Annotated in this window: 23 protein-coding genes; 13 read left to right on the forward strand and 10 right to left on the reverse strand. The window is 70.0% G+C overall.

Annotated features, from left to right (window positions below; genetic code table 11):
- Positions 1–39 precede the first annotated feature (39 nt).
- From Pka01_RS30270 to trpD, 5 genes are all read right to left on the reverse strand, one after another.
- Positions 40–636, reverse strand: a complete 597-nt coding sequence (locus Pka01_RS30270) for a maleylpyruvate isomerase family mycothiol-dependent enzyme (RefSeq protein WP_203886337.1) — start codon at positions 634–636, stop codon at positions 40–42.
- Entirely contained in the window at positions 633–1,073 is a 441-nt protein-coding gene (locus Pka01_RS30275) for an SRPBCC family protein (RefSeq protein ID WP_203886338.1), read from the reverse strand. Before Pka01_RS30275 ends, Pka01_RS30270 begins: the two co-directional genes overlap by 4 nt.
- A complete protein-coding gene (locus Pka01_RS30280; RefSeq protein WP_239115561.1) occupies positions 1,070–1,417 on the reverse strand; it encodes an ArsR/SmtB family transcription factor in 348 nt (115 codons plus the stop codon). The genes Pka01_RS30275 and Pka01_RS30280 overlap by 4 nt, the downstream gene beginning before the upstream one ends.
- A gap of 292 nt (positions 1,418–1,709) precedes the next feature.
- Positions 1,710–2,453, reverse strand: coding sequence for a hypothetical protein (locus tag Pka01_RS30285; protein WP_203886339.1), 744 nt, complete (start codon positions 2,451–2,453; stop codon positions 1,710–1,712).
- Between the two features lie 420 nt (positions 2,454–2,873).
- A complete protein-coding gene (trpD, locus tag Pka01_RS30290; RefSeq protein WP_203886340.1) occupies positions 2,874–3,932 on the reverse strand; it encodes an anthranilate phosphoribosyltransferase in 1,059 nt (352 codons plus the stop codon).
- Positions 3,933–4,191: 259 nt separating this feature from the next.
- Here trpD and trpB point away from each other — a divergent pair, with 259 nt between their 5' ends.
- The 4 genes from trpB (at position 4,192) to Pka01_RS30310 (ending at position 7,998) form a co-directional block, all read left to right on the forward strand.
- On the forward strand, positions 4,192–5,391 hold the full coding sequence (gene trpB, locus Pka01_RS30295) for a tryptophan synthase subunit beta (RefSeq protein ID WP_373318196.1): 1,200 nt from the start codon (positions 4,192–4,194) through the stop codon (positions 5,389–5,391).
- Positions 5,388–6,209 (forward strand): tryptophan synthase subunit alpha, encoded by an 822-nt coding sequence (trpA, locus tag Pka01_RS30300; RefSeq protein ID WP_203886341.1) that lies wholly within the window; start codon positions 5,388–5,390, stop codon positions 6,207–6,209. The genes trpB and trpA overlap by 4 nt, the downstream gene beginning before the upstream one ends.
- Positions 6,206–6,964 (forward strand): GntR family transcriptional regulator, encoded by a 759-nt coding sequence (locus Pka01_RS30305; RefSeq protein WP_203886342.1) that lies wholly within the window; start codon positions 6,206–6,208, stop codon positions 6,962–6,964. The genes trpA and Pka01_RS30305 overlap by 4 nt, the downstream gene beginning before the upstream one ends.
- Before the next feature lie 89 nt (positions 6,965–7,053).
- On the forward strand, positions 7,054–7,998 hold the full coding sequence (locus tag Pka01_RS30310) for a TauD/TfdA dioxygenase family protein (protein ID WP_203886343.1): 945 nt from the start codon (positions 7,054–7,056) through the stop codon (positions 7,996–7,998).
- 28 nt (positions 7,999–8,026) lie between these two features.
- On the opposite strand, the gene Pka01_RS30315 is transcribed toward Pka01_RS30310, so the two are convergent.
- Positions 8,027–8,245 (reverse strand): ABC transporter ATP-binding protein, encoded by a 219-nt coding sequence (locus tag Pka01_RS30315; protein WP_203886344.1) that lies wholly within the window; start codon positions 8,243–8,245, stop codon positions 8,027–8,029.
- 138 nt (positions 8,246–8,383) lie between these two features.
- Between Pka01_RS30315 and Pka01_RS30320 the strand changes: the two genes are divergently transcribed.
- The 3 genes from Pka01_RS30320 (at position 8,384) to Pka01_RS30330 (ending at position 11,650) form a co-directional block, all read left to right on the forward strand.
- Positions 8,384–9,250, forward strand: a complete 867-nt coding sequence (locus tag Pka01_RS30320) for a zinc-binding dehydrogenase (protein ID WP_239115562.1) — start codon at positions 8,384–8,386, stop codon at positions 9,248–9,250.
- Positions 9,251–9,415: 165 nt separating this feature from the next.
- On the forward strand, positions 9,416–10,360 hold the full coding sequence (locus Pka01_RS30325; protein ID WP_203886345.1) for an RNA polymerase sigma-70 factor: 945 nt from the start codon (positions 9,416–9,418) through the stop codon (positions 10,358–10,360).
- A gap of 93 nt (positions 10,361–10,453) precedes the next feature.
- Positions 10,454–11,650, forward strand: a complete 1,197-nt coding sequence (locus tag Pka01_RS30330; protein WP_203886346.1) for an NAD(P)/FAD-dependent oxidoreductase — start codon at positions 10,454–10,456, stop codon at positions 11,648–11,650.
- A gap of 93 nt (positions 11,651–11,743) precedes the next feature.
- On the opposite strand, the gene Pka01_RS30335 is transcribed toward Pka01_RS30330, so the two are convergent.
- Positions 11,744–12,388: a response regulator gene (locus tag Pka01_RS30335; RefSeq protein WP_203886347.1), complete on the reverse strand. Its 645-nt coding sequence runs from the start codon at positions 12,386–12,388 to the stop codon at positions 11,744–11,746.
- Positions 12,385–13,692, reverse strand: coding sequence for a sensor histidine kinase (locus Pka01_RS30340; protein WP_203886348.1), 1,308 nt, complete (start codon positions 13,690–13,692; stop codon positions 12,385–12,387). Before Pka01_RS30340 ends, Pka01_RS30335 begins: the two co-directional genes overlap by 4 nt.
- Before the next feature lie 111 nt (positions 13,693–13,803).
- Here Pka01_RS30340 and Pka01_RS30345 point away from each other — a divergent pair, with 111 nt between their 5' ends.
- The 5 genes from Pka01_RS30345 to Pka01_RS30365 all read left to right on the forward strand — a co-directional run bounded on the left by Pka01_RS30345 (position 13,804) and on the right by Pka01_RS30365 (position 18,343).
- The gene (locus Pka01_RS30345) at positions 13,804–14,358 is read left to right on the forward strand and encodes a hypothetical protein (RefSeq protein WP_203886349.1); all 555 of its coding nucleotides are present in this window, start codon (positions 13,804–13,806) and stop codon (positions 14,356–14,358) included.
- On the forward strand, positions 14,355–15,446 hold the full coding sequence (locus Pka01_RS30350; protein WP_203886350.1) for a peptidoglycan-binding protein: 1,092 nt from the start codon (positions 14,355–14,357) through the stop codon (positions 15,444–15,446). The genes Pka01_RS30345 and Pka01_RS30350 overlap by 4 nt, the downstream gene beginning before the upstream one ends.
- Before the next feature lie 44 nt (positions 15,447–15,490).
- Complete coding sequence (locus Pka01_RS30355) at positions 15,491–16,168, forward strand: ABC transporter ATP-binding protein (RefSeq protein WP_203886351.1); 678 nt, start codon at positions 15,491–15,493, stop codon at positions 16,166–16,168.
- Positions 16,165–17,349: an ABC transporter permease gene (locus tag Pka01_RS30360; RefSeq protein ID WP_203886352.1), complete on the forward strand. Its 1,185-nt coding sequence runs from the start codon at positions 16,165–16,167 to the stop codon at positions 17,347–17,349. The genes Pka01_RS30355 and Pka01_RS30360 overlap by 4 nt, the downstream gene beginning before the upstream one ends.
- Before the next feature lie 262 nt (positions 17,350–17,611).
- Positions 17,612–18,343 (forward strand): glycoside hydrolase family 25 protein, encoded by a 732-nt coding sequence (locus Pka01_RS30365; protein WP_203886353.1) that lies wholly within the window; start codon positions 17,612–17,614, stop codon positions 18,341–18,343.
- 82 nt (positions 18,344–18,425) lie between these two features.
- On the opposite strand, the gene Pka01_RS30370 is transcribed toward Pka01_RS30365, so the two are convergent.
- Positions 18,426–19,478, reverse strand: coding sequence for a zinc-binding dehydrogenase (locus Pka01_RS30370; RefSeq protein WP_203886354.1), 1,053 nt, complete (start codon positions 19,476–19,478; stop codon positions 18,426–18,428).
- 27 nt (positions 19,479–19,505) lie between these two features.
- The gene (locus Pka01_RS30375) at positions 19,506–21,647 is read right to left on the reverse strand and encodes an amidase family protein (protein ID WP_203886355.1); all 2,142 of its coding nucleotides are present in this window, start codon (positions 21,645–21,647) and stop codon (positions 19,506–19,508) included.
- A 302-nt stretch (positions 21,648–21,949) separates the two neighbouring features.
- Here Pka01_RS30375 and Pka01_RS30380 point away from each other — a divergent pair, with 302 nt between their 5' ends.
- Positions 21,950–23,554: an ABC transporter substrate-binding protein gene (locus Pka01_RS30380; RefSeq protein WP_203886356.1), complete on the forward strand. Its 1,605-nt coding sequence runs from the start codon at positions 21,950–21,952 to the stop codon at positions 23,552–23,554.
- Positions 23,555–23,593: the final 39 nt, after the last annotated feature.

The raw sequence follows: 23,593 nt of genomic DNA on the forward strand, positions 1-23,593 counted from the left end.
GTCCTGGGGTCTTCACCTGAAGGCATCAGCCCCGGTGTATCAGCCGCGGGGCAGTCTCCGGCCGTCGGGCAGCGCGCGGCCGCTCAGGAATGCCACTAGCGAGCCGCTGTCGGCTCGAACGAGCCGGCCGTTTCCCCAGCTCCAGTCGGTGTCGGCGGCCTCGAGCCGGACATCGGTCAGGTCGACTCCGAACCAGGTGCCGTTGGCGGCGGTGAGCTGGTCGAGGATGGCGGTCGCAGCTTCTCCCGGTGCAACCGCGGGCCGGTCGAGCGCGATCGTCACGTCCAGGGAGTGGATGACGGCATGGCTCAGTGCACCGACTGCACCGCCGCCCGGCGGCTCCCACGCATGCAGTCTCGGCGATCGGAGCTGGTCGAGGAGGTCGGCGACCGGCAACGAAGCGTCCCGCGCGGCCACGGTGTCGGAGAGCACGGTGAAGTCGCCGCCCGCCGCCGCCATCTCGGCCCCGAACTGCGCGGGAGTCAGCCGCGTCGGCATCGTCACGTGCGCGATCACGTGGCGCACGAGCCACTTCTCGCACAGCGACGGGGCGTCCCAGGTCCCGATGGCCGCGGCGGCGAGCAGGTCGGCGAGCCGGTCGTAGGTCGGCGCCACCCAGGACTGCAGGTCGGTCACGATCGGTCTCCTTGCACGTGGTGGGAGAGGTGCTCCTCGAGCTTGTCGAGGGAGGTGAGGAAGCCAGCGCGGGCATTGGGCATGCGCATCGCCTCGGGCACGTACCGCTGATGGATGACGACCGCGGTTGTGCCGTCGCCGCGGTCGTTGAGCGTGGTGGTGGTGTGCATCCCGCTCGCTGGCTCGACCCAGGCGAGCCGCTCGGGCGGGACGACCTCGGTGAAGGTGGCGACCATCCGGTGGCTGCCGAGCTCGCCGAGCATCAGGGTCTCGAAGCGGCCGCCGGGGCGGAGTTCGACGATGATGCCGTCGATCGGGGTGACCATGCCGCGCGGACCCCAGAAATGCGCGAGCTCGGCGGGCTCGGTGAGGCACCGCCACACCAGCTCGCGCGGCGCGCGGAAGACCCGCCGGTAGACGAGTTCGTCGTCGTTCACTGGTTCGCACCCTTCTGCAAGCAGGCGAGGTGCGTCTCCAGCCGGTCCATTCGCTCTGACCATGTGCGCCGGCTCTCCTCGATCCACGAGACAGCGGCCTCCAGCGCCGCCGGTTCGAGCCGACACGGCCGGGTTTGCCGGTGCCGCCCTCGGCTGATCAGGCCGGACCGCTCGAGCACCCGGATGTGCTGCGACACGGCCTGCATGCTCATGGCGTACGGCTCCGCCAGCTCCTTGACCGTCGCCTCGCCCGCGCTCAGCCGGACCACGATGTCGCGCCTGGTGGGGTCGCTGAGCGCCGTGAACATGGCATCGAGCCGCTGATCCTCGATAGTGATTCCCATGCGGGGTACTCAAGCATCTGCTTTATCAAGCGTCAACTGGAGGACCTCGCTCCAACCAACGCGCGGCTGTGGCTGCGGCGCCCTGTGACTGACCAGATGCGCGACAACGCCGATGGGTGACTGTCGTCGGGAGGGGCCGTTGTTCCGTCTCTGTTCCGCCGGCGCGCGAGATCTCCGAACCGTTGGCAAACTGCTAGACAATGAAATCCCAGCTCAGGCCCGGTTTCGGAGAGCAGTCGCAGTTCAGAGAAAACGCAGGGATTAGAACCCGGCCTTCAGGCCCATGTGATCGTCACTTCAGGATCGACGCGGCCCTTGCGTATGCCTGACTGGTCAGGTCGGCAAGCATGGCCCGATCGCCGGCAATGTCGTCGGGAACGTCTGCTGAAAAGGGGAGCACGATGAGGCGCACCTCGATGAGGTAGTCACCGTGGCGGATCAGGGCGGCCCAGGTCGCCGCGTTGGCTCCGGATGGGTCCCACAGACGGTACGCCTTCGCGCCCGCGGGGCTCGGTAGCGCGACCTGCTCGTAGCGATGTGTCCACCTCTTCTGCCCGTCGGTCAGGCGCACGGTGGCACACGAATCGGGCGGGCCGGCCTCTAGGCGGTCCAGGGCGGGACCGGGGGCGTACACGATCGACTCGCTCAGCGCCGGCCCACCGAAGGCGCCCTTGGTGGAGTCGACGAGGAAGGCACCGCCGAGCACTCCGTCGGGCTCTTTCTTCAGCGAGGTGACGGTGCTCCAAATGCCCTGGGTCCACTGCTGGCACTCCGGGTGGTCGACTGGCGGGGCGCCGATCTGCGTCTGACCCATATCCGCGATCCGCTCGCTGGTGAACGGCAGCGCCTCGGCCGGCACCCCGTCCAGGACCGTCGCATCGTGGAATCGCCTCAGCAGGGCCCGCCGTACGAGGTCGCCCCGGCTTCCCACAGGCCACTCCCATGCGGAGGGCTGCGGGGCTATCGGGATCCTCGCGTCGAACTCGAAGTCGCTCGGCCACACGCGAGGCGAGGAGTCGGCAGGCGAAGGCGTCAAGGGGGCGCCTGGCGAGAGTGGGGTGATGCCCGCATGCCCTGATCCCGTAGCCGCAGCGCATGCCGACGTGGCTGCACTGGCCAGGCACAGAGCCAGCAGGACTGCCACCGCGGCCCACCGGCGTCGCCGACCGTCGCTCGGCCTGTCCAAACGCGTGCGCATGATCATCCCGCCGGAGGCTACTGAATGCACCGAGGGAAGTCGAGAGGTGGCATGTCCGAACGGACCACGCGCCCTCAGTAGTGGCCGAGTCGAACTGAGTGACATCCGGGTTGCCCAGCCCAGCCCTTCAGTGCACATCCATGCACTGAACATGAGCCTTCACCTGGACAAACGTCAGGGCATGACCAGCGCTTCGTGAGCAAGAAGTCACAACGCCTACGACGGGACCCTGGGACGCGTGGGGCCGGTCATAATTGGTCAGCGCTGCTGGCCGGCCAGAGATGACGCGAGCTTCAGCCAGTTCTGGAGGGTGGTGGCGGCGCCGCCGCTATCAATGGCGTGGCGCGCTTCCTCCAAACCGGTCGCGAAGGCGTTATGGAGGCCTCCGCCGAGGTTGCGGTGGGCGGCGAGGGCTCCGGCGGCGTTGGCGAGAACGGCGTCGCGGACGGCGCCCGGCTCACCCGCCAAGACTCGGTGGACGACCGAGGCGTTGTAGGCGGCGTCACCGCCGCGGAGCGCGTCCGGTGTGCTGCGCCGGAGTCCGAAGGCGGCAGCGTCCAGCGTCTCCTCCCGGACGCCGTCGATGTCGGCGATCCAGACGTTGGTGGGGGCGGCGGTGGTGATTTCGTCGAGCCCGTCCTCTCCGCGCACGACCAGGGCGCTGGTACCCCGTTCGGCGAGGACACGCGCCAAGACCGGGACAAGGGCGACATTGGAGCAGCCGACAAGGGCGGCACGGGGACTGGCGGGGTTGGTCAGCGGCGCCAGGTAGTTGATGGCGGTGGGGACGCCGAGCGCCTTGCGGACCGGGACGGCGTGACGCAGCCCGTGGTGAAAACGCGGGGCGAAGGTGAAGCCGATACCGACCTCGCGCAAGCACCGGGCGATGTCGTCAGGCGTGAGATCGAGCGGAAGGCCCAGGGCTTCCAGGACGTCGGCGGAACCGGCCTTACTGGACACCGATCGGCCGCCGTGCTTGACGACTGGGGCGCCGGCGGCGGCCACAACGATCGCCGCCATGGTGCTCACGTTCACGGTGTGGGCGCCATCGCCGCCGGTACCCACGATGTCGACGACGTCCGCGCCGTCTACTGGGAGGGGTACGACCCGTTCCATAAGGGCGTCGAGCATTCCGCGGAGCTCTGCGCTGCTCTCACCCTTGGCACGCAGGGCGACCAGGAATCCAGCGAGTTGGGCGGGATCGGCCGCGTCGTCCATGACCTGTCGCATGGCCCATCGGGTGTCGTCCGCATTGAGGTCGTGCCCCCGCAGAAGCGCTGCGAGCAGGCGTGGCCAGGAGCGGACGGGCTCGGTCACTGAGGTCCTCCCGATGCGACCCGCGGCGGGGCGGATGGTGTCTCCGAGCGTAGCGGCCGCCATGCACAGGCTGAACGGGGACCATGCGTCATGCATGAAGCCCGTCGAAGGAACTGATCCGCACGCTCGTGCCGCGATTCGCCGCCGAAGGCCCTCCTGACTGCCGTGCCGGGTACCGGTGGTGGCGCGTCCACGCCGCCCATGCCACACTCACTGTTATAGAACTCATTGAAGAGTTATAGAACGATGGGAGCATGGCATGCGAGACATGTCGCCGTGGCCGGTCCCGCTGGACGGGACGATGGGCGAGCCCCGAGAGCGGGGCCGATTCGGCGAGTACGGCGGACGGTACGCGCCGGAGTCCCTGGTCGAGGCGTGCCGCGAGGTGGATGAGGCGTTCCGTGAGGCCTGGGTGGATCCGGGCTTCCGCGGCGCCCTGGCGCGACTGCTCGCCGTGCACGCCGGGCGGCCGACCCCGCTCACACCGGCCGGACGGCTTTCGGAGGCGCTGGGCGTGCGGCTGTACCTCAAGCGCGAGGATCTCACCCACACCGGCTCCCACAAGATCAACAATGTGCTGGGCCAGGCCCTGCTTGCCACCCGGATGGGACGGCGCAGGCTGATCGCCGAGACGGGAGCGGGCCAGCACGGGGTGGCCACCGCGACCGCCGCCGCGCTGCTCGGGCTGGAGGCCACGGTGTTCATGGGCGAGCGCGACATCGAGCGGCAGGCGCTGAACGTCTTCCGGATGCGCATGCTGGGCGCCGAGGTGGTCCCGGTGACCACGGGGAGCCGTACCCTCAAGGACGCGACCAGCGAGGCCATGCGGCACTGGGTGGGCGCGACCGGCGACTCCCACTACTGCATCGGCTCGGTCGTCGGGCCGGATCCGTACCCATGGATGGTCAGGGAGTTCCAGCGGATCATCGGCGACGAGGCCCGCGGGCAGTGCGCCGCCGAGCTGCGGACCGGCGTCCCCGACTACGTGGTCGCGTGCGTCGGCGGCGGCTCCAACGCGGCCGGCACGTTCGCCGGATTCGCCGACACCCCGGCGCGCCTGGTCGGTGTCGAGGCGGAGGGCGGCGCCGGGGCGGCACGCGGCCGGCTCGGCGTCCTGCACGGCTGCCGCTCGCTGTTCCTGCAGGACGACGACGGGCAGATCACCGAGGCGCACTCCATCGCCGCCGGGCTCGACTATCCGGGCGTCGGCCCGGAGCACGCGCACCTGCGCGACCTGGGCCGGGCCCGCTACGTCACGGTGACCGACGACGAGGCGGCCGGCGCGGCGGTGCGGCTGGCACGTACCGAAGGCATCGTCCCCGCGCTCGAATCGGCGCACGCCCTCGCCTGGGTGATCCGCGCGGCGGGTGACGGAGACCTGCCCTCGGGATCGACGGTGCTGATGACGTTGTCCGGCCGGGGCGACAAGGACGTCTCAACCCTGAAGGAGCTGCTGTGACGAACCCCACCCTGGCCGCGGGCGCGGGCGCGGTCGAACGCCACCTGCGTTCCCGCCGGGACACCGGCCGCGGCCTGCTCATGCCGTACGTGACCGGGGGGATCACGCCCGGCTGGACGGACTACCTGCGGGCGTTCGCCGCCGCCGGGGCGGACGCGATCGAGCTCGGCCTGCCCTTCTCCGACCCCACGCTGGACGGCGTCACCATCCAGCAGGCGAGCGAGACGGCACTGGCGCGGGGGGCGAGCACCCGCCGGATCCTCGCCGACCTGTCCGGTATGCCGGACCTGGGCGTGCCGCTGGTCGTCAGCACCTACTACAACCTGGTGCTGCACGACGGCCCCGAGGCGTTCTGCGCAGCGCTGCGCCGGGCCGGCGTCGGCGGCCTGATCGTGCCCGACCTGCCGGTGAACGAGGCGGACGAACTGACGGACGTGGCCGCCGCCGCTGGGATCGAACTGGTCCTGCTCGCGTCGCCGGCGACGCCGCAGCCGCGGCTGGCGGAGATCGCGTGCCGCAGCCGCGGATTCGTCTACGCGGTGTCGCTGATGGGCACCACCGGTGAGCGGGCCGCCCTCGCCGCTTCGGCGGCGGAGCTCACCGAGCGGATCAGGCGCGTCACCGACCGGCCGGTCTTGCTAGGATTTGGCGTTTCCACCCCGGACCAGGCACGCGAAGCCCGTCGGCACGCCGACGGCGTGGTGGTCGGCGCCGCGGTCATGCGGCGGGTGCTCGACGGGGCCGGGCCGGACGACCTGCGCGCCTTCCTCGCGAGCCTGCGGCAAGCCCTCGACCAGGAGTGTGACCGAGCACGATGACCCCCGACGCCGGGCACGAGGCGAGATACCGCGCCATCGCCGCCGACCTCGCCGCGAAGATCCGGTCGGGACACTACGCCCCCGGTGAGGCCCTGCCGCCGCAACGGGAGCTGAGCGCCTCCTACGGGGTGACCCTCATGACGCTGCGCCAGGCGTTGCGGGAGCTCAGCGACGAGAGGCTGATCGTGCAGCAGCCCGGCAGGGGTACGTTCGTCGCTCCACCCCATCTGGCGTACCAGCTCGACTCGCTCCGCAGCCTGGTCGACGACCTGCGTAAACAGGGCCACGATGTGCGCACCGCGGTGGCCGGGCGGGCGGTGCGCCGAGCCCCCGCCCGCATCGCCGCGGAGCTGCGGCTGCGTCCCGGCGACAGCGCACTGCGGCTGGAGCGGGTCCGCGAGTTCGCGGGACGCCCCGCCGTACACCAGGTGTCCTGGGTCCGCCGGCCGGTGGCCGACCAGATCCGCGACCGCGACTTCACCGCCGTCTCCCTCTATACGGCCCTCGCCGACGCGGGAGTGACGGTCGCGCAGGCGTCAGAGGTGGTCCGGCCCGGACTGCTCGACCCCGCCGCCGCCCGCCACCTCAACGAGCCGCAGGGCAGCCCGGTACTCGTCAGCACCCGGATCACCTACACGCTCGACGCCACGCCCGTGGTGTCCGACCACGCCACCATCCTCGGCAGCATGATGGAGATCCGTACCGAACGCGCCGCCACCGGCCTGTCCCTCACCTGGGGCGCCACTATTCCCTAGTCAACCTATAGGAATAGTTGACTTTGTGGTCGGTGTGACAGACGCTGTGGTTGGCCCCGCACACACCGTCCTCGAAAGGTGTCAGGGAAATGACCCAGCTTCATGACGCGACGCCCGCCCACGTCGACGACTCCTTCCGGCACATCGAAGTCACCCAGGTCGGCGGCGTGATCGGCGCTGTCGTCGCGGGCATCCGGGTCGGCGGCGACGCCGCCCCGGCCGCGGTCGCCGAGCTTCGCGCCGCCCTGCTGCGCCACCGTGTGGTCTTCCTGCGCGACCAGCGGCACGCCACCGACGCCGACCAGCTCGCGTTCACCAGGCTGCTCGGAACCGTCACCAAGCCGCACCCGACGGTGACCGGAGACGGGGAGGCCGTGCTCCCGATCGACTCCGAGCAGGGCAAGGCCAACAGCTGGCACACGGACGTGACCTTCGTCGACCGGATCCCCGCGATCAGTGTGCTGCGCGCCGTCACGCTCCCGCACTACGGCGGGACCACGGTGTGGGCCAACACGGTCGAGGCGTACCGGCGGCTGCACCCCGGTCTGCAGGCGCTGGTGGGACAGTTGCGCGCGGTGCACTCCAACCTGTACGACTACGCGGCGCAGCGCCCGCAGATCGGCGGGATCGACGTCAAGGAGCAGGAGTATCGCGAGGCGTTCCGGAGCAGTGAGTTCGAGACCGAGCACCCCGTCGTCCGTATCCACCCGGAGACCGGCGAGCCGTCCCTGCTCCTCGGCCACTTCGTCAGGTCATTCGAGGGTCTGAGCAGCGCCGATTTCCAGGATCTGTTCGCCCTGCTGCAGCGGCACATCACGCGGCTGGAGAACACGGTCAGGTGGACCTGGCGGGCCGGTGACATCGCCATCTGGGACAACCGGGCCACGCAGCACTACGCCGTCGCGGACTACGACGACCTGCCCCGCCTGCTGCACCGGATCACGCTCGCCGGCGACATCCCGATCGGCATCAACGGCGACACCAGCGTGGTCCGCAAGGGAGACGCCGGCGCCTACTCGCCCATCGCCGCCTGAGCGTGCGCGGCGGGCCGGTCGCGCGCCGTCAGGCATGCCGCCCGCCGGGAATGGCCGTGAGCAGTTCCCGTGTGTAGGGGTGGTTCGGGCGGTCGAAGAGCTCGCCGGGCGTGCCGATCTCGACGATCCGGCCGGCCCGCATGACGGCCACCCGGTGGGCGATCTGCCGCACCACGGCGAGGTTGTGGGAGATGAACAGGTACGCGACGCCGGTGGCCGCCTGCAGTTCGGCGAGCAAATCACTCATGACCACGAGGACCGGGTTCGTTCCTACCGGTTGCTCGCGGACGAATGGCGCCGGCGGTGAGGCGGCCGGATGACCTCGCCGCCGCCCAGCCACCGGACCATCGGTCCGGATGACGCCGGTCCCCTGAGGAGCCCTTCGATGGACATGCGTGCGCTCGTCGTCGACCCCGATGCGCCCGGTTCCCAGCGTTTGGGAACGGCTGCCGAACCCCGGCCCGCGCCCGGCCAACTGGTGCTTGATGTCCGGCACATCTCGCTCAACCGCGGCGAGATACTGTTCGCCGGTCAGCGCCCCGCTGGCACCGTGCACGGCTACGACGCGGCAGGTGTCGTCGTACGTGCCGCGGCGGACGGCACCGGGCCGGCGGCGGGCGCCAGAGTCGCGGCGTTCGGCGCCGGAGCATGGGCACAGCGGATGACGGTGGACGTCACCGCGGCGGCCGAAGTGCCCGCCGAGGTAGACCTGGCCGACGCTGCCGCCTTGCCGATGGCCGGCATCACGGCGCTGCGCACACTGCGTTCCCGCCCCATCCTCGGCCGGCGGGTACTGATCACTGGAGCGGCCGGCGGCGTCGGCCGGTACGCGGTCCAGTTGGCGGCATTGGCAGGCGCCCACGAGGTGGTGATCGGCCTGGAGGGCGTCGACCGGCCGGTCGACCTCATCCTCGACACCGTGGGCGGAGCACAACTGGCCGCCGCCTGGGCGCTTCTCGCACCGGGTGGCGACGTGCAGAGCATCGGCTGGGCGTCCGGCGAGCCGGCGGTCTTCGTGCCGAACTCGCTCTTCTCCGTCGGACCGGTCAAGACGATCAGTTCGTTCGGCGACGTCCACGAGGTCGGCCCCGACCTGGCCACCTTGCTCGGATTCGTGGCGGCTGGGCGGCTCTCTCCGGAAGTCGGCTGGCGCGGCCCCTGGGAACGCGTAACCGAGGCCGCCGAAGCGTTGCTGGAGCGGCGTATCGCGGGCAAGGCGGTGCTGGACGTAGAACCTCCGACCTCGGGCTGACGATCGTGGGCAGCGGCCATTCACTCTTCCGACGGGCGTTTCGCACGTGTCGTGGGGCCCCGCTCTTGCGTGCTGGTGAGCCTGTCCAGCACCTTGTAGACCGGTTTTGGGCGAGGCGCCATCGCGGCGGCGGCGGACTCGCGCCGCGCGATCTAGGATCGCGTCATGCCCTTGACCGCGAACGACGTCGACCGGTTCGAGGCCTCCAGGCCGCGGCTGGAGGCCATCGCCTACCGCCTCCTCGGCTCCGCCGGGGAGGCCGAGGACGCCGTGCAGGAGACGTTCCTGCGCTGGCAGGCCGCCGACATCGACCGCATCGAGGTCCCCGAGGCCTGGCTGACGAAGGTCCTCACCAACCTGTGCCTCAACCAGCTCACCTCCGCGCGGGCGCGCCGAGAGACCTATGTGGGCCAATGGCTTCCCGAGCCGCTTCTCGCCGGGGACCCGATGCTCGGCCCGGCCGAGACCGCCGAGCAGCGCGAATCGGTCTCGTACGCGGTCCTCACCCTCATGGAGCGCCTCTCGCCCAACGAGCGGGCGGTGTACGTGCTGCGGGAGGCCTTCGACTACCCGCACCGGGAGATCGCCGAGATCCTCGACATCACCGAGGCCACCAGCCAGCAGATCTTCCACCGCGCCAAGAAGCACGTCGCGGACGGCAAGGCCCGCACCGAGATCGACGAGGCCTCCACCCGGCGGATCGTCGAGGAATTCCTGGCGGCCGCCACCAGCGGCCAGATCGAACCGCTCGTGCGCCTGCTCACCGAGGACGCCATCTCGATCGGTGACGGTGGCGGGAAGGTCCCGGCCCGCGCCAAGGCGGTCGCGGGCGCCGTCGCGGTCGCGAAGTTCCTGAGGGGCCTGTTCAAACCCGGCGAGGCCAAGCGCGCCCTGGCCGGCGGCACGCCCGAGGTCTACGCCTGGACCGCCAACGGCGACCCCGCCGTCGTGGCCGTCGTGGACGGCCGGGTCATCGGCGTCATGTGCCTGGAGGTCACGGCCGAGGGCATCGCCGCGTGCCATAACCAGGTCAACCCCGACAAGCTCGAACGCGCGACCGCGCACTGGGCGGCCGCCGACCACGGGAAGCCCCTGTTCAACGCCTTCTGATCGCTATGTGAGGTGCTTCACATCGCGTTCCTGTCAGGAAACGGCGGGCCGCCCGGTTCATGTGGCAAACCCGCGCAAGACAGGAGCAAGGGAATGCAGCACCGCATCGTCGTCCTCGGAGCCGGATACACCGGAGCCATCGCCGCCGGCCGCCTCGCCAAGCGGCTCCGCCGCGAGGACGTCGCCATCACCCTCGTCAACGCCGAGCCCGACTTCGTCGAACGCGTCCGCATGCACCAGCTGGCGACCGGCCAGGACCTCAAGCCCCGGCCATTCAGTGAGATGTTCGCGGGCACCGGCGTCGAACTGAGGCTCGCGAAAGTCACCGGCGTCGACGTCGACCGCAAGACCGTCGCCGTCGTCGACGCGAACGGCGCCGAAGAACTCGCCTACGACACGCTCGTCTACGCCCTCGGCAGCGGCTGGAACGCCCAAGGCGTCCCCGGGACCGCCGAGCACGCCTATGAGATCGCCGGCCGCCCCGGAGCACTCCGGCTGCGCGAGCGCCTGGCCCGCCTCGACGCCGGGCAGACCGTGGTCGTCGTCGGCGGCGGCCTCACCGGCCTGGAGGCCGCGACCGAGATCGCCGAGGCCCGCCCGGACCTCGACGTCGCCCTCGCGGCCCGCGGCGGCCTCGGCGACTGGCTCTCGCCCAAGGGCCGCGAGCACCTGCGGAAGGTCTTCGGCAGGCTCGGGATCACCGCGCATGAGCACGCCGCCGTCACCGCGGTCGAAGCCGACCGCGTCGCCACCGCCGACGGCAAGGCCATCCCGGCCGCGGTCGCCGTGTGGACCACCGGCTTCGCGGTCCACCCGATCGCGAAGGCGACCGCCCTGGAGGTCACCGATATCGGCCAGATCGTGGTTGACGGGACCATGCGCTCGGTCTCGCACCCGGACGTGTACGCCGTCGGCGACGCGGCCATGGTGATGGGCCCCGGGGACAAGCCGCTGCGGATGTCGTGCGCCTCGGGAAGTCCGACCGCGTGGCAGGCCGCCGACGCGATCGCGGCGCGCCTGACCGGCGGGAAGCTCCCGAACGTGCCGATCCGCTACTTCAACCAGTGCATCTCTCTGGGCCGCAAGGAGGGCTTGATCCAGTACGTCACCGCCGACGATCGCGCCGTACGGGCGGTCCTGACCGGACGGCTCGCCGCCCTCTACAAGGAGCTGATCTGCAAGGGCGCCGCCTGGAGCGTCGCCAACCCGACGCTCGGGCTGCCGACCCGACGCCACCGCGTCACGCGGGAGCAGGCCGCGGCGGGCTCGGCCGTCGAGGCGACGGCGTAGAGCACGAAGCGAAGCGAGTGCCCTCGAGGCTGCCACGTCCCAGGCCGGCCCTCCTCGTGAACACCCCCTGAAGATCCGAACTCCGTACAGGCCCTAGTTGGCGAGGCCGCTTTCGTAGGCGTAGATGACGGCATGGATGCGGTCGCGGAGTTGGAGCTTGGCGAGGATGCGGCTGACGTGGGTCTTGACCGTGCCTTCACCGATGACGAGATGGTCGGCGATCTCCAGGTTGGACATGCCCTGGGCGATGAGTGAAAGAACGTCGCGTTCGCGGGACGTCAGGAGGGCCAGGCCTGAGCCGTCCGCCGGGCGCGGTGCCGTGTCGACGAAGTGCTTCACCAGGCGGCTGGTGACCGTGGGCGCGGCGACGTTCTGACCCGCGGCGACCGTGCGGATCGCGGCGACCAGGTCGGCCGCGAGGGTGTCTTTCAGCAGGAACCCCGCGGCACCCGCGTGCAGGCCCGCGTAGACGTATTCGTCCAGGTCGAAGGTGGTCAGGATGATCACATGCGGGCCGGACTCCGCGGAGCGCAGGCGGCGGGTCGCCTCGATGCCGTCGATCCCGGGCATCCGGACGTCCATGAGGACGACGTCAGGCGCCTCTTCGGCGGCGACCGACAGCACCGCGAGGCCGTCGGCGGCCTCACCGGCCACCCGGATGTCGTCGGTCTCGTCGAGGATCATGCGGAAGCCGGTGCGGACCAGGGCCTGGTCGTCGGCGATCACGACCCGGATCATGCGGCCGCCACCGGCAGGACCGTGGTGACCTCGAAGCCGCCGTGGTCGGCCGGTCCCGCCCGGAACGTCCCGCCCAGTGCGGCCACCCGTTCCGCGATGCCGCGCAGCCCGTTGCCGAAGACCGGTGTCCCCCCACCCGCGCCGGTATCGGCGACCCGGATGTGCAGGGTGTCGGGATTGAAGGACAGGTCCACGCTGCAGCGGCTGCCCGGCGGGGCGTGCTTCAAGGCGTTCGTGAGCGCCTCCTGGACGATCCGGTAGGCGGACAACTCGATGCCCGCGGGCAGCGTGGCGGGCTCGCCGATGATCGCGAACGTGACCGGGGTTCCGCTGGACCGGACGCGCTCGATCAGGTCGGGGAGCGCGGCCAGGCTGGGCTGGGGAGCGAGCGACGGGTCGGCGCGTACCAGGCCGAGCAGGCGGCGCATCTCGGCCAGCGAGGCCCGTCCCGTAGTGATCACATTGGCCAGCGCGACCTCGCTGCGTTCCGGATGCCGGTGCAGAGCCGCCTGCGCCCCTTGGGCCTGGACGACCATCACGGAAAGGCCGTGCGCGACGACGTCATGGAGTTCGCGTGTGATCCGTCCGCGTTCGGTCGCGACGGCCAGGGCCGTCCGCTGCTCCTGTTCGCGTTCCAGGTCGGCCGCCCGTGCCTGCAGGACGGCCAGGTGGAAACGGCGGGTCCGGGCGTTGTCACCCGCGGCCCAGGCGATGCCCAGCAGCAGCGCTGGAACTACCGCATACGACAGCGCCTGCCACAGCACGTCCGCCAGCGGGTCCGCCAGAGCGAGTTTGTCGACAGGGCTCTTCGCCGGGTTGGTCTTCGCCAGGATGGTGAGTATTGGGGTGTCAATGAGAGGGCCGACCAGGCCGATGCCGACCAGCCCGGCTTCGAGGGTGACGAGCACCGCCAGCGACAGCCTGCGAGTGCCGGCGGCACTCGCCAGCGCGTACAGAACGACCAGAACGACCAGGTCGAGGGGCAGCAGATCGCTGCCAAGCATCGCTTTGGGACTCGGCGAGACCAGCATCATCGCCGGCCAGCCGAGAAGGTGCGAGGCCGCGCACGCTGTGGCTAGCAGCATCGCCGCCAGCGGCCACCGGTGCCGGGCGAAGACCGCCGCGACCGCGAGCAGGGCCGCCAGCCACCAGCAGAGAATCTGCAGTCGCCAGTCGTCCACCGACCCGTAGACGCTGATCATCTTGCGCTGGGCCGGCGTGTTGAAGAAGGGGTCGGCGCCCAGCAGCGCACTGGTCACGGCCAGCACGATGACCATGGCGCAGTCGCCCAGGAACGTGCGCATGGCGGCAGGGTATCCGCGCCGTAATGAAAAGCGGATCTGTCGTGAGATATACATCCGGGTCCGCCGGACGGCAGACGCGGCGGCCCGGGCGGCGCGTCCAGCCTTGGGAGCATGAAACGCATCCTTGCCTGTACGGCCCTGGCCCTGGTGTGCATCACCGGGTGCTCGGCCGCCGGCGGCGCCGACAGTCCGTCCCCCTCGCCCAGTCAGAACAACGTCCAGCGCTTGATGACGATCGGAAGGCAAATGGCCCAGTGCGCCCGGACCCACGGCCACCCGAACTTCCCCGACCCGGTCGTGAACGCCGAAGGCGACGACATCGTCTTCAACCTTCCCGGTGGAAACGGCGATGTGAAGACCGTGTTCCGCTCGCTGGAGGGCTTCCCCGAGTGCAAGTCGCTCCTCAACCAGATGTCGGACGCATCCCCACCCAGGAAGAGCAGGCCGCCCCGAGTGGGGGACCCGGGTCCGAAGGACGTGCCCGCCCTGCGGAACTTGGCGAAATGCCTTCGCCAGCACGGACTTCCGGAGTGGCCCGATCCCAAGGCCGACGGGAGCTTCCCGCTGTCCGGGACGCCGCTGCAGGCCGAGGGCAAATCGAACCGCATCAGGACCGCCATGGTCGCGTGCGAGCAGTTCTGGTCCGGCAGGATCCTCAGCTCATGAGGACCACGCGCGTGCTCGTTGTCGTCGCCGCGGTCGCGGCGGCCGGGACCGGTGCCTGGGCGATCACCCGTCAGGATCCTGCCGCTCCCAAGGTGAGCGGATCGCCAGTGGCCGTCACGTCGGTGACGGTCGGCCGGGGTGACATCGTCGCCCGGATGCCGCTCGGGGGGACCCTCGGCTACGACGGGTCGTTCACGATCGTCAGCCAACTCCCGCCCGGAGTGATCACCTCGGTTCCCGCACCGGGTGCGGTGATCAAGCGCGGCGGCCGCCTGTTCGCCGTCGGGGCGGCGTCCACGGTCCTGCTGTATGGCCGGACGCCCGCCTACCGGGCTTTCGCACTGGGCATGACCGACGGCGCCGACGTCAAGCAACTCGAACGCAACCTGGCCGCGCTGGGCATGGAACCGGGGACCGTGGACCGGCATTTCTCCGCCTCCACCGCGGCGGCCGTGCGGCGCTGGCAGAAGGCGCGCGGCCTGTCCTACGCGTCCCGGACGGGACGACTGGAGCCCGGCGACGTGATATTCCTGCCGGGGGCTGTGCGGGTCACGCAGATCCACAGCCCCGCGGGCGCTCTGGCCGGGCCGGGCGCTCAGGTGCTCGTGGTGAGCTCCACGACGAAGGTCGTCCGGGTCTCCCTGACGACCGATCGGCGGTCGCAGGTGCATGTGGGAGACCGGGTCAGCGTCTCCCTTTACGGATCTTCACACACCTATGACGGGCGGATCCGTTCCATCGGGAAAGTGGCGACCGCGCCGCCCCAGCAGCAGCAGGGGCCGCCGGGTAGTGAGGGCCCGGCCACCATCCCGCTGACGATCAGCCTGGTCAAGCCGGGCAGAGAACTCGCCCAACTCGACCAGGCTCCGGTCAACGTCGACGTGATCAGCCAGCGGCGACAGGACGTGCTGACCGTCCCGGTCACCGCCCTGCTGGCCGGTTCCAACGGCGGTTACCAGGTCGCGGTGCTGGACGGCACCGCCCGCAGGCTCGTCCAGGTCGTGCCCGGGCTCTACGACGACCAGTCGGGAACCGTCGAGGTGACCGGCATCGAGGAGGGCGCCAAGGTGGAGGTGCCCGTCTCATGAACCGCCCCATGAACGATCTCATGAACGATCTCATGAACCGCCCCATGAACGATGTGGTGCTGTCCTTCGAGGGCGCGGTGAAGACCTATCCGGGGACGCCTCCCGTCGAGTCGCTGCGCGGGGTGGACCTGACCGTACGGGCCGGGGAGATGGTCGCGGTCCTCGGCCCGTCCGGATCGGGAAAGACCACGCTGCTCAACCTTGCCGCCGGGCTCGACCGTCCTACCGCGGGGTCGGTCCACCTGGCCGGGGAGCGCATCGAGACACTGTCGGACCGGCGGCTGTCGGGGCTGCGCGCCCACACGATCGGCGTCGTCTTCCAGCAGTTCTTCCTGCTCGACCATCTCACGGCCCTCGACAACGTCGCCGGCGGCCTGCTCTACCGCGGCCTGCCGCCGCGCCGCCGCCGTACCGCCGCCATGGACGCGCTGGAGCGCGTCGGCCTGTCCCACCGGGTCGGCCATCTGACCCGCCTGCTGTCCGGCGGCGAACGCCAGCGGGTCGCCATCGCCCGCGCCCTGGTCGGTCGTCCCGCCCTCGTGCTGGCCGACGAACCCACCGGCAACCTCGACTCGGCCAACGGCGACCAGATCCTCACCCTGCTCCGCGATCTCAACGCCGACGGCGTCACCTTGCTCGTGATCACCCACGATCCGCATGTCGCAGCCGCCTGCACCCGTCGCGTCCAGATCCACGACGGCCGGATCGGCGGTGAGTCATGACCACGCCCGTCTCCCGGCTGCGCGCCGGTGACCTGGTGCCGCTGGCCACGGTCGGGCTGCGCAGCCGCAGGACGCGGACCGCGCTGTCGACGCTCGGCATCGCCATCGGCATCGCCGCGATCGTGGCAGTACTGGGCATCACCCGCTCCAGCCAATCCGAACTACTCGACCGGATCGACCGTCTCGGCACCAACCTACTGACCGTGGCCGAACTCGGCGGCAACGAGGAACCACTACCACCGACCGCGCGCACGAGCATCGCCCGCACCGACGGCGTCGAACACGTCACCGCCACCGCCCAACTCCACGACACCGGCGTCTACCGCAACGATCGCATCCCCGCCGGGCAGTCGGGCGGGATGGAGGTCCGGGTCACCGAAACGACGCTGCTGTCCACCCTGGACGGCCACCTCGCAGCTGGGAGGTTCCTCACCCCGGCCACCAGCGGCTACCCGGTCGTGGTGCTCGGCCACGGGGCCGCCGAGACGCTGGGCATCGCCCACCTGGATCCGGCCACCCGCGTCTGGCTCGGCGGCCGATGGTTCACCGTCGCGGGCATCCTGCAGCCCGTCGAGCTCGCCCCCGAGATCGACCGGTCCGCGCTCATCGGCACCGGCATCGCCGCCTCACTCGGCTACACCGGCCACCCCACCCTCCTCTACCTACGCGCGGCCACCGAACACGTCACGAAAACCGCAGGCCTGCTGGCCCGTGCCGTCAACCCCCAGTTCCCCCAGGAAGTCGCGGTCACCCGCCCGTCCGACGCGCTCGAATCGCGCTTGCTCGTCGCCGACTCCACCACGTCCCTCCTCCTCGGCCTGGGCACGGTCGCCTTGCTCGTCGGCGGCATCGGCATCGCGAACGTCATGGTCATCTCCGTGCTGGAACGCCGTACCGAGATCGGCCTGCGCCGCGCCCTCGGCGCCACCCGCCCGCACATCGCCACCCAGTTCCTGCTCGAATCGCTGCTCCTGGCCACGCTCGGCGGCCTCACCGGGACGATCCTCGGCTCGGCCGCGACCTACATCACCGCGATCAACCACCACTGGCACCCGCTCATCCCGCCCACGGGCATCGCCGCCGGCCTCGGAGCAGCCGTACTGATCGGCGCGCTCGCGGGCCTCTACCCGGCCACGCGAGCCGCCCGCCTCGCCCCGACCGACGCACTGCGCTCCGCCTGAGCCATCGGCGATGTCCCGGACTCGGCCTGCCGGGCGATGACGCCTGCCACTCGCCCGGTTTTGCCTGATTTGCAGATATATGACGCTCTGTGTACCTTTGTGTATACGGTATACGCCGCTACGGGCTTTCGTTGTCCCAGCCGGCGCCGTTCGTCGCCCGGGCCGCGCGTCTTTTGCCGGCCGGCCCGCAGAGCACTTCCTGCCCGAATCCGTCGACCAGCCCAGCCTGGTAGGCGCCATGAAAGCAAGGAGTCAATCTTTCATGCCCACCCATCGGATCCTCTCGCCCGTGCTTTCGCTCAAGATCCGGCTGAACCTCGCCGGCAGGCGTGTCCGCTCCGTCGTCGCCGGTATGAGCGTGGCCGTGTCTATGATCACGCCCGTCGTCGCTCTGACCGGCTCTGCGCACGCCACCTCGCTCACCTACGGCCAGGACGTCTCCGGCTACGAGTCGAACTACGACTGGAGCGCCAGCCCGGCCAAGTTCGGCATCGTCAAGGCGACCGAGGGCCTGAACTTCCGCGACCCCTCCTTCGTCCGGCAGTGGCGGGAGTTGGCCGGCAAGGGCATCGTGCGCGGCGCCTATCACTACGGCCACCCGGGCGACGATCCCGTCGCCGAGGCGGACCACTTCCTGTCCGTGGTCAACGAGCAGCCCGCCAAGCGCGGAGACCTGTTGGTGCTGGACCTGGAGACCACCGACGGCGAGTCCGTCGCCCACGTCAACGCCTGGGCCAAGACGTGGCTGGCCCATGTGAAGGCCGAGACCGGTGTCGCCCCCATCTTCTACAGCGGTCGGGACTTCGCCGACACCTACGGCCACGGCCTGGCGGGCTATCCCCTGTGGGTGGCCGCCTACGGCCCGGCTACGGAGCGTGTCGCACCGCCGGCCGACTGGAAGAAATGGATCATCCACCAGTACACCGACACTCCCATCGACCAGAATGTCTCTTCGCTGACCCCGCAGCAGTTGCGCGCCCTCGGCCGTCGCTGATGGCGGGCACGGCATTCCGGCGTCTCGGCCACGCGGTGCACGGCGTCGCTCTCCGTGGATCGGGTTCCGTGCCTCGACGGTGTCAGGTGGCCGGGACGAGCATGGTCTTGATCGATGTCCTGGAGGCCATCGCGGTATAGCCCTGTGCGACGTCCTCCAGGGGAAGGACGTTGTCGAACACCACGCCGGGGTCGAGGGTTCCCGCTGTGATCCGCGAGATCAGGTCGGGGAGATGGCGGCGTACGGGGGCGATGGCGAGGCTCAGGCTGAGGTTGTGGATGAGGGGCTGGAAGAGCGGCAGCGTCGGCGCCGTGTGCGGCACGCCGACCGCGCCGATCGAGCCGCCGTCCCTGGCCATGCCGATCGCCATGGCCCACGACTCCGGAGTGCCGACCGCCTCGATCACATGCCGCACCCCGAGGCCGCCGGTCTGCTCGCGCACCGCGGCGATCCCCTCATCGCCTCGCTCGGCGATGATGTCGGTCGCTCCGAAGGACTTGCCGATGGCGGCGCGGTCCGAGTGCCTGCTCATCAGGAAGATCCGGTCGGCACCGAGGACGGCCTTCGCGCCGAGCACGGCGCACAGCCCGACGGCGCCGTCGCCGATGACGGCGACCGTCGACCCCTCGGTGACACCTGCCATGACGGCTCCGTGCAGGCCGGTGCCCATCACATCCGAGGCGGCCAGGAGCGCGGGGTACAGCGACTCGTCGACGCCGCCCAGGCCTCCGGGCACCGCCACCAGGGTTCCGTCGGCCCACGGAACCCGCACGGCCTCTCCCTGGCCGCCGTCGGTGCCCGGCGCGCCGAAGGTGCCGCCGTTCTCGCATGAGGTCTGGATTCCGTCCAGGCAGGCAGGGCAGGTGTTGTCGGACCACTTGAAGGGCGCGACGACCAGATCGCCGGGGCGGAAGGTGCGAACGTCGTCGCCGACCTCCTCCACGATGCCGATGAATTCGTGTCCCATCCGGGATCGTTCGGCACGGGTGATGACGCCGCGGTAGGACCACAGGTCCGACCCGCAGACGGCGGCACGCAGAACCCGGACGACGGCGTCGGTCGGTTCGGACACGGCGGCGTCGGGCACGTCGTCGACGACGACGTTGCCCGCGGACATGTAGAGCGCGGCGCGCATCGGGAAATCGCCTCCGTTGAGGGTTGATCAGTGCAGGGCGGGGGTGCGGGCGTCGACGGCGAGCGTCGACTCCACGTGAGCGGCCACGGCGAGCAGGTCCATGTCGGTGCCCAGCGGGGACGACAACTGGAGACCTATCGGCAGGCCGTCGGCGCTCCAGCCGCAGGGCAACACGAGCGCGGGGGCACCCGTGAGGTTGTGCACGGCGGTGAACAGACCTTCCGCGGCGCCCTGCGGAGTGTCGACCGGAGGCGTCGTGACGGGCGCGACGAATGGCGCGGCGGGGGTCAGCAGGACGTCGACGCCCGTGTAGACCTCCGCGGCGGCGGGCAGCAACCGCTCGCGCGCGGCCATGGCCGCGCGGTAGTCGTCCTCGCTCACCGCTGATCCGGAACGAAGCAGCCGCAAGGTCTCCGGGCCGTAGTGGCCGGGAGACGTCGTCACCCGGTCACCGTGGACCTGCCAGGCTTCGAACAGCAGGATGTCGGAGAAGGTCTTCTCCAGTTCGTCGAAGGCCGAGCCGTCGACCTCCACGATCGTGCAGCCGGCGTTACGCAGACTCTCGATCGCGTCGCGTACGGCTGCCGCCACGTCGGGTTCGAACTCGGCACGTTCGAGCTGCCCGCGCAGGACGCCGACGCGGAGCGTGGTTTTCGTGAGTTCCGCTGGCGTGTCTCCCGTCAGCGCGGAGAAGACCGCGACCGTGGTCGCGATGTCGCGGGCGAGCAGGCCCACATGGTCGAGGGTGGGGGAGAGCGCCTGCACGCCGTCGAGTGGCAGCGCGCCGTGGCTCGGTTTGAACCCGACGGTGGCGCAGTAGTGCGCCGGGATGCGGATCGACCCCCCGGTGTCCGTGCCGAGGGCCACCGCGCAGGCGCCGACGCCGACGAGGGCCGCGGAACCGCCGCTGGATCCGCCGGCGGTCCGCCGGGGATTGAAGGGGTTCATCGCCTCCGGCACGCCGGGGTGGACGGCGCCCGCGGCGTACTCGAGTAACGACGTGGCGGCGAAGACGTCGGCGCCGGCCGCGCGCAGCGACGCGACGACGGGGGCGTCCGCGGGGGCGGGCCGCCCGCGCATCGCTTCCGGGTTGCCGTTGCCGCGCGGGTGCCCCGCGATGTCGATCAGGTCCTTGACCGCGATCTGGACGCCGTGCAGCGGCCCGCCCGCGGCGCGCGCGGGCGCGTGGAACAGCTCGACCACGGCGTTCAGGGGACGGCCGAGCCGCTCCGCGCGCTCGTAGGCGGCGAGGAGATCCAGGTTGGCCACCTCGCACGTCCGCTCACCCCGCTCGATCGCCTTGATGATCTGGCCGGCGTAGGTGGTCAGCGGGCCGGCGAGATCACGGAGCAGGTCGTCGACCTCCGTCTTCCGCTTGCGGACCATCAGGTCCCGGTAGATGCCGCTGTGCGACTTGGCGCTGCCGCGGTTGAAGGCGACCAGCCGGGCGAGGGAGCCCTCCAGGTCGGCCGGCTCGAAACCGTCGAAACCCTCGGGCTCCACCGGAGCCTGCGCGAGCACCTCCCTGGCGACGGCGAGCATGAGCGGCCGCCACCGCGGGTCTTCCAGGGAGTCCGCGATGGACAGGTCGGAGACGGCGCCTGCGTAGAGCATGGCGCCGTAGGCCTCCTTGCCCCACAGGAACCCCATGATGTTGCCGGTGGCCTCGGCGTACGGGAGGGCGTCGACCAGTTCGCGCAGCCGCGGGGTGATCTCGCCGGACAGCTCGCCGACCCGGAACGTGCCGACGTTGCCCTGCATGATGCGGCCGGGACCGAGGACGTCCGCGCCGAAGTTCACGAAGCTCACGATCAGCCGCTCCACGCCGACCACGGCGGACAACATGTCAGCGGTCAGGCCGTTCTGGAAGCTGACCAGGTAGCCGTCCGGGGCGAGCCGGCCGCGTAGCAGTTCGGCGGCCTGCTCGGTGTGGTGGCTCTTGACGGCGATCGCGACACGATCCAGGCGGTCGGGCAGGTCGTCGGGGGTGACGGCATGCGCGGTCACCGTGAAGTTCTCGACCGGGCCTTCGATGGACAGCCCGTCGCGGTTGATCGCCTCGACGTGCGCGGGGTCCGCGTCGCAGAACAGCACGTCGTGCCCGGCCCTGATGAGGTGGGCGCCGATCGTCCCGCCGATCGCGCCGGCTCCGATGATGGTCAGCTGCATGGGGAAATCCACTCATGGGGAGTTCATCTCGGTTGGTCCGAGAACGTCCTGCCGCCGGACCTTACCAAAGCACTTTGGAGATCTATCCGGCCCATCCCCGTGGCGACTGATGCGAAAGTTGCTCGTAAGGCCTTACGTATGACAGGTGGTTCGTGCGTAATATGTCCTAAACGTTCCCGTGCTCCCATGTTTCACGGTGGACAGGTCCAGGCGTGCCCGACCGCGGACCCGCTACATCCCTCATGTCCCCAGACCGACTTTGGCGACCGCTCCGCCCATCGCAAAATCACGAAGGAGCTGGCATGTTCGACGATATTCCCGAGGGCCTCCGTGTCCCTGCCATCAGCAGGCGCCGGCTGCTGCAGCTGGGCGCGCTCGGCATCGGAGCGTTCTCGGCCGCGCCGCTGCTCGCGGCCTGCGGGTCGTCCACCGACACCGCCTCCACCCCCGCCTCCGGGGGGAAGAAGAAGGGAGGCGACCTGGTCATCGTCCGTGACCACGACGCGGTGAACATGGACAAGACGACGGTCTTCAGCAACGGCTCCATCTGGATCTACGTCCAGATGTACGAGCCGCTGGTGGCCATGACGGACGACGGCCAGGGGGTGAAGCCCTGGCTCGCCGAGAGCTACGAGATGTCGCCGGACAACCTGTCCTGCACGCTGAAGCTTAGGAAGGACGTGAAGTTCCACAACGGCCAGCCGATGACCTCCGCCGATGTGAAGTTCTCCATCGACGAGTCGAGCAAGACCAAGGGCGGCTGGGAGTTCATCAACTCCGCGATCAAGGAGGTGACCACGCCGGACGACTACACCGTCGTGGTGACCACCAAGTACCCCTGGGCGCCGCTTCTCGCCGACCTGAGCTGCCCGAACAACGGAATCATCCCCAAGGACTACGCCGGCAAGACGAAGGACGAGTTCTACGCCGCCCCGATCGCCACCGGCCCGTTCATGTGGGGCACCTGGCAGAAGGGCAGCTCCCTCACGCTGAAGAAGCACCCGTCCTACTGGCAGGCGGGCAAGCCGTACCTGGACTCGGTCACCTGGAAGGTGGTCGCGGACAGCAACGCCCGCGCGATCCAGTTGCAGGGCGGGCAGGCACACATCAACGAGGCTCCGCCGTTCTCCAGCCTCGCTCAGGTCAAGAGCACGCCCAACCTGAAGGTCGACGTGTTCCCGTCCACCAGGACGGACTACATCATGATGAACCAGCAGAAGAAGCCGTACGACGACGTGCACGTGCGCCGGGCGATCTCCTACGCCGTCGACCGGGAATCGCTGATCAAGAGCATCCTGTTCGGCAACGGCACCCCGGCGAACTCGTTCATGATGCCGTCCACGCCGTACTACGACAAGAACACCCCGGGCATCCAGTACGACATGGCCAAGGCCAAGGAGGAGATGGCCCAGTCGAGCGTGCCGAACGGCTTCACCACCACGTGGCTGGCGATGTCCGGCGACGCGGTGGACGCGGCGATCGCGCAGGTCATGCAGGCGTCGCTGAAGGAACTCGGGATCACGATGAACATCCAGAACGTGGACCCGAGCGCGCAGCACGACCTGACCAACAAGCTGGACTACGAGATCGCGCACTCGTACTGGACGATGGACCTGGCCGACCCCGACGAGCTCGCCCAGTTCGCGCTCGACCCCACGACCGGCGGGCACTCCTTCGACACCGGCTTCAACGATCCGGAGATCATCGACCTGGTGCACCGGGCGGAGAAGGAATTCGACTCGACCAAGCGCCAGGCCCTGTACAGCGAGCTTCAGGCGAAGGCCGCCGAGTCCGCGTGGCTGGCGTTCCTGTTCTACACGCCGTTCCCGTACTCGCGCGCCGCCAACGTCCAGGGCTTCAAGGTCCTGCCCACCGGCACCTACCACATGGAAGACGTCTCGCTCTGAGCAGGGCAGAAGCCGACTGAGCACTTGGAGCGAGAGAAA

The organism is Planotetraspora kaengkrachanensis (assembly GCF_016862895.1).
In the GTDB taxonomy this organism is placed as follows: Bacteria; Actinomycetota; Actinomycetes; order Streptosporangiales; family Streptosporangiaceae; genus Planotetraspora; species Planotetraspora kaengkrachanensis.

Coding starts and splice junctions, on each gene's coding strand:
- Pka01_RS30280 (WP_239115561.1), bottom strand. CDS start 1,417: ATGGGAATCACTATCGAGGATCAGCGGCTCGATGCCATGTTCACGGCG.
- trpB (WP_373318196.1), top strand. CDS start 4,192: ATGCGAGACATGTCGCCGTGGCCGGTCCCGCTGGACGGGACGATGGGC.
- Pka01_RS30305 (WP_203886342.1), top strand. CDS start 6,206: ATGACCCCCGACGCCGGGCACGAGGCGAGATACCGCGCCATCGCCGCC.
- Pka01_RS30310 (WP_203886343.1), top strand. CDS start 7,054: ATGACCCAGCTTCATGACGCGACGCCCGCCCACGTCGACGACTCCTTC.
- Pka01_RS30315 (WP_203886344.1), bottom strand. CDS start 8,245: ATGAGTGATTTGCTCGCCGAACTGCAGGCGGCCACCGGCGTCGCGTAC.
- Pka01_RS30320 (WP_239115562.1), top strand. CDS start 8,384: ATGGACATGCGTGCGCTCGTCGTCGACCCCGATGCGCCCGGTTCCCAG.
- Pka01_RS30325 (WP_203886345.1), top strand. CDS start 9,416: ATGCCCTTGACCGCGAACGACGTCGACCGGTTCGAGGCCTCCAGGCCG.
- Pka01_RS30330 (WP_203886346.1), top strand. CDS start 10,454: ATGCAGCACCGCATCGTCGTCCTCGGAGCCGGATACACCGGAGCCATC.
- Pka01_RS30335 (WP_203886347.1), bottom strand. CDS start 12,388: ATGATCCGGGTCGTGATCGCCGACGACCAGGCCCTGGTCCGCACCGGC.
- Pka01_RS30340 (WP_203886348.1), bottom strand. CDS start 13,692: ATGCGCACGTTCCTGGGCGACTGCGCCATGGTCATCGTGCTGGCCGTG.
- Pka01_RS30345 (WP_203886349.1), top strand. CDS start 13,804: ATGAAACGCATCCTTGCCTGTACGGCCCTGGCCCTGGTGTGCATCACC.
- Pka01_RS30350 (WP_203886350.1), top strand. CDS start 14,355: ATGAGGACCACGCGCGTGCTCGTTGTCGTCGCCGCGGTCGCGGCGGCC.
- Pka01_RS30355 (WP_203886351.1), top strand. CDS start 15,491: ATGAACGATGTGGTGCTGTCCTTCGAGGGCGCGGTGAAGACCTATCCG.
- Pka01_RS30360 (WP_203886352.1), top strand. CDS start 16,165: ATGACCACGCCCGTCTCCCGGCTGCGCGCCGGTGACCTGGTGCCGCTG.
- Pka01_RS30365 (WP_203886353.1), top strand. CDS start 17,612: ATGCCCACCCATCGGATCCTCTCGCCCGTGCTTTCGCTCAAGATCCGG.
- Pka01_RS30370 (WP_203886354.1), bottom strand. CDS start 19,478: ATGCGCGCCGCGCTCTACATGTCCGCGGGCAACGTCGTCGTCGACGAC.
- Pka01_RS30375 (WP_203886355.1), bottom strand. CDS start 21,647: ATGCAGCTGACCATCATCGGAGCCGGCGCGATCGGCGGGACGATCGGC.
- Pka01_RS30380 (WP_203886356.1), top strand. CDS start 21,950: ATGTTCGACGATATTCCCGAGGGCCTCCGTGTCCCTGCCATCAGCAGG.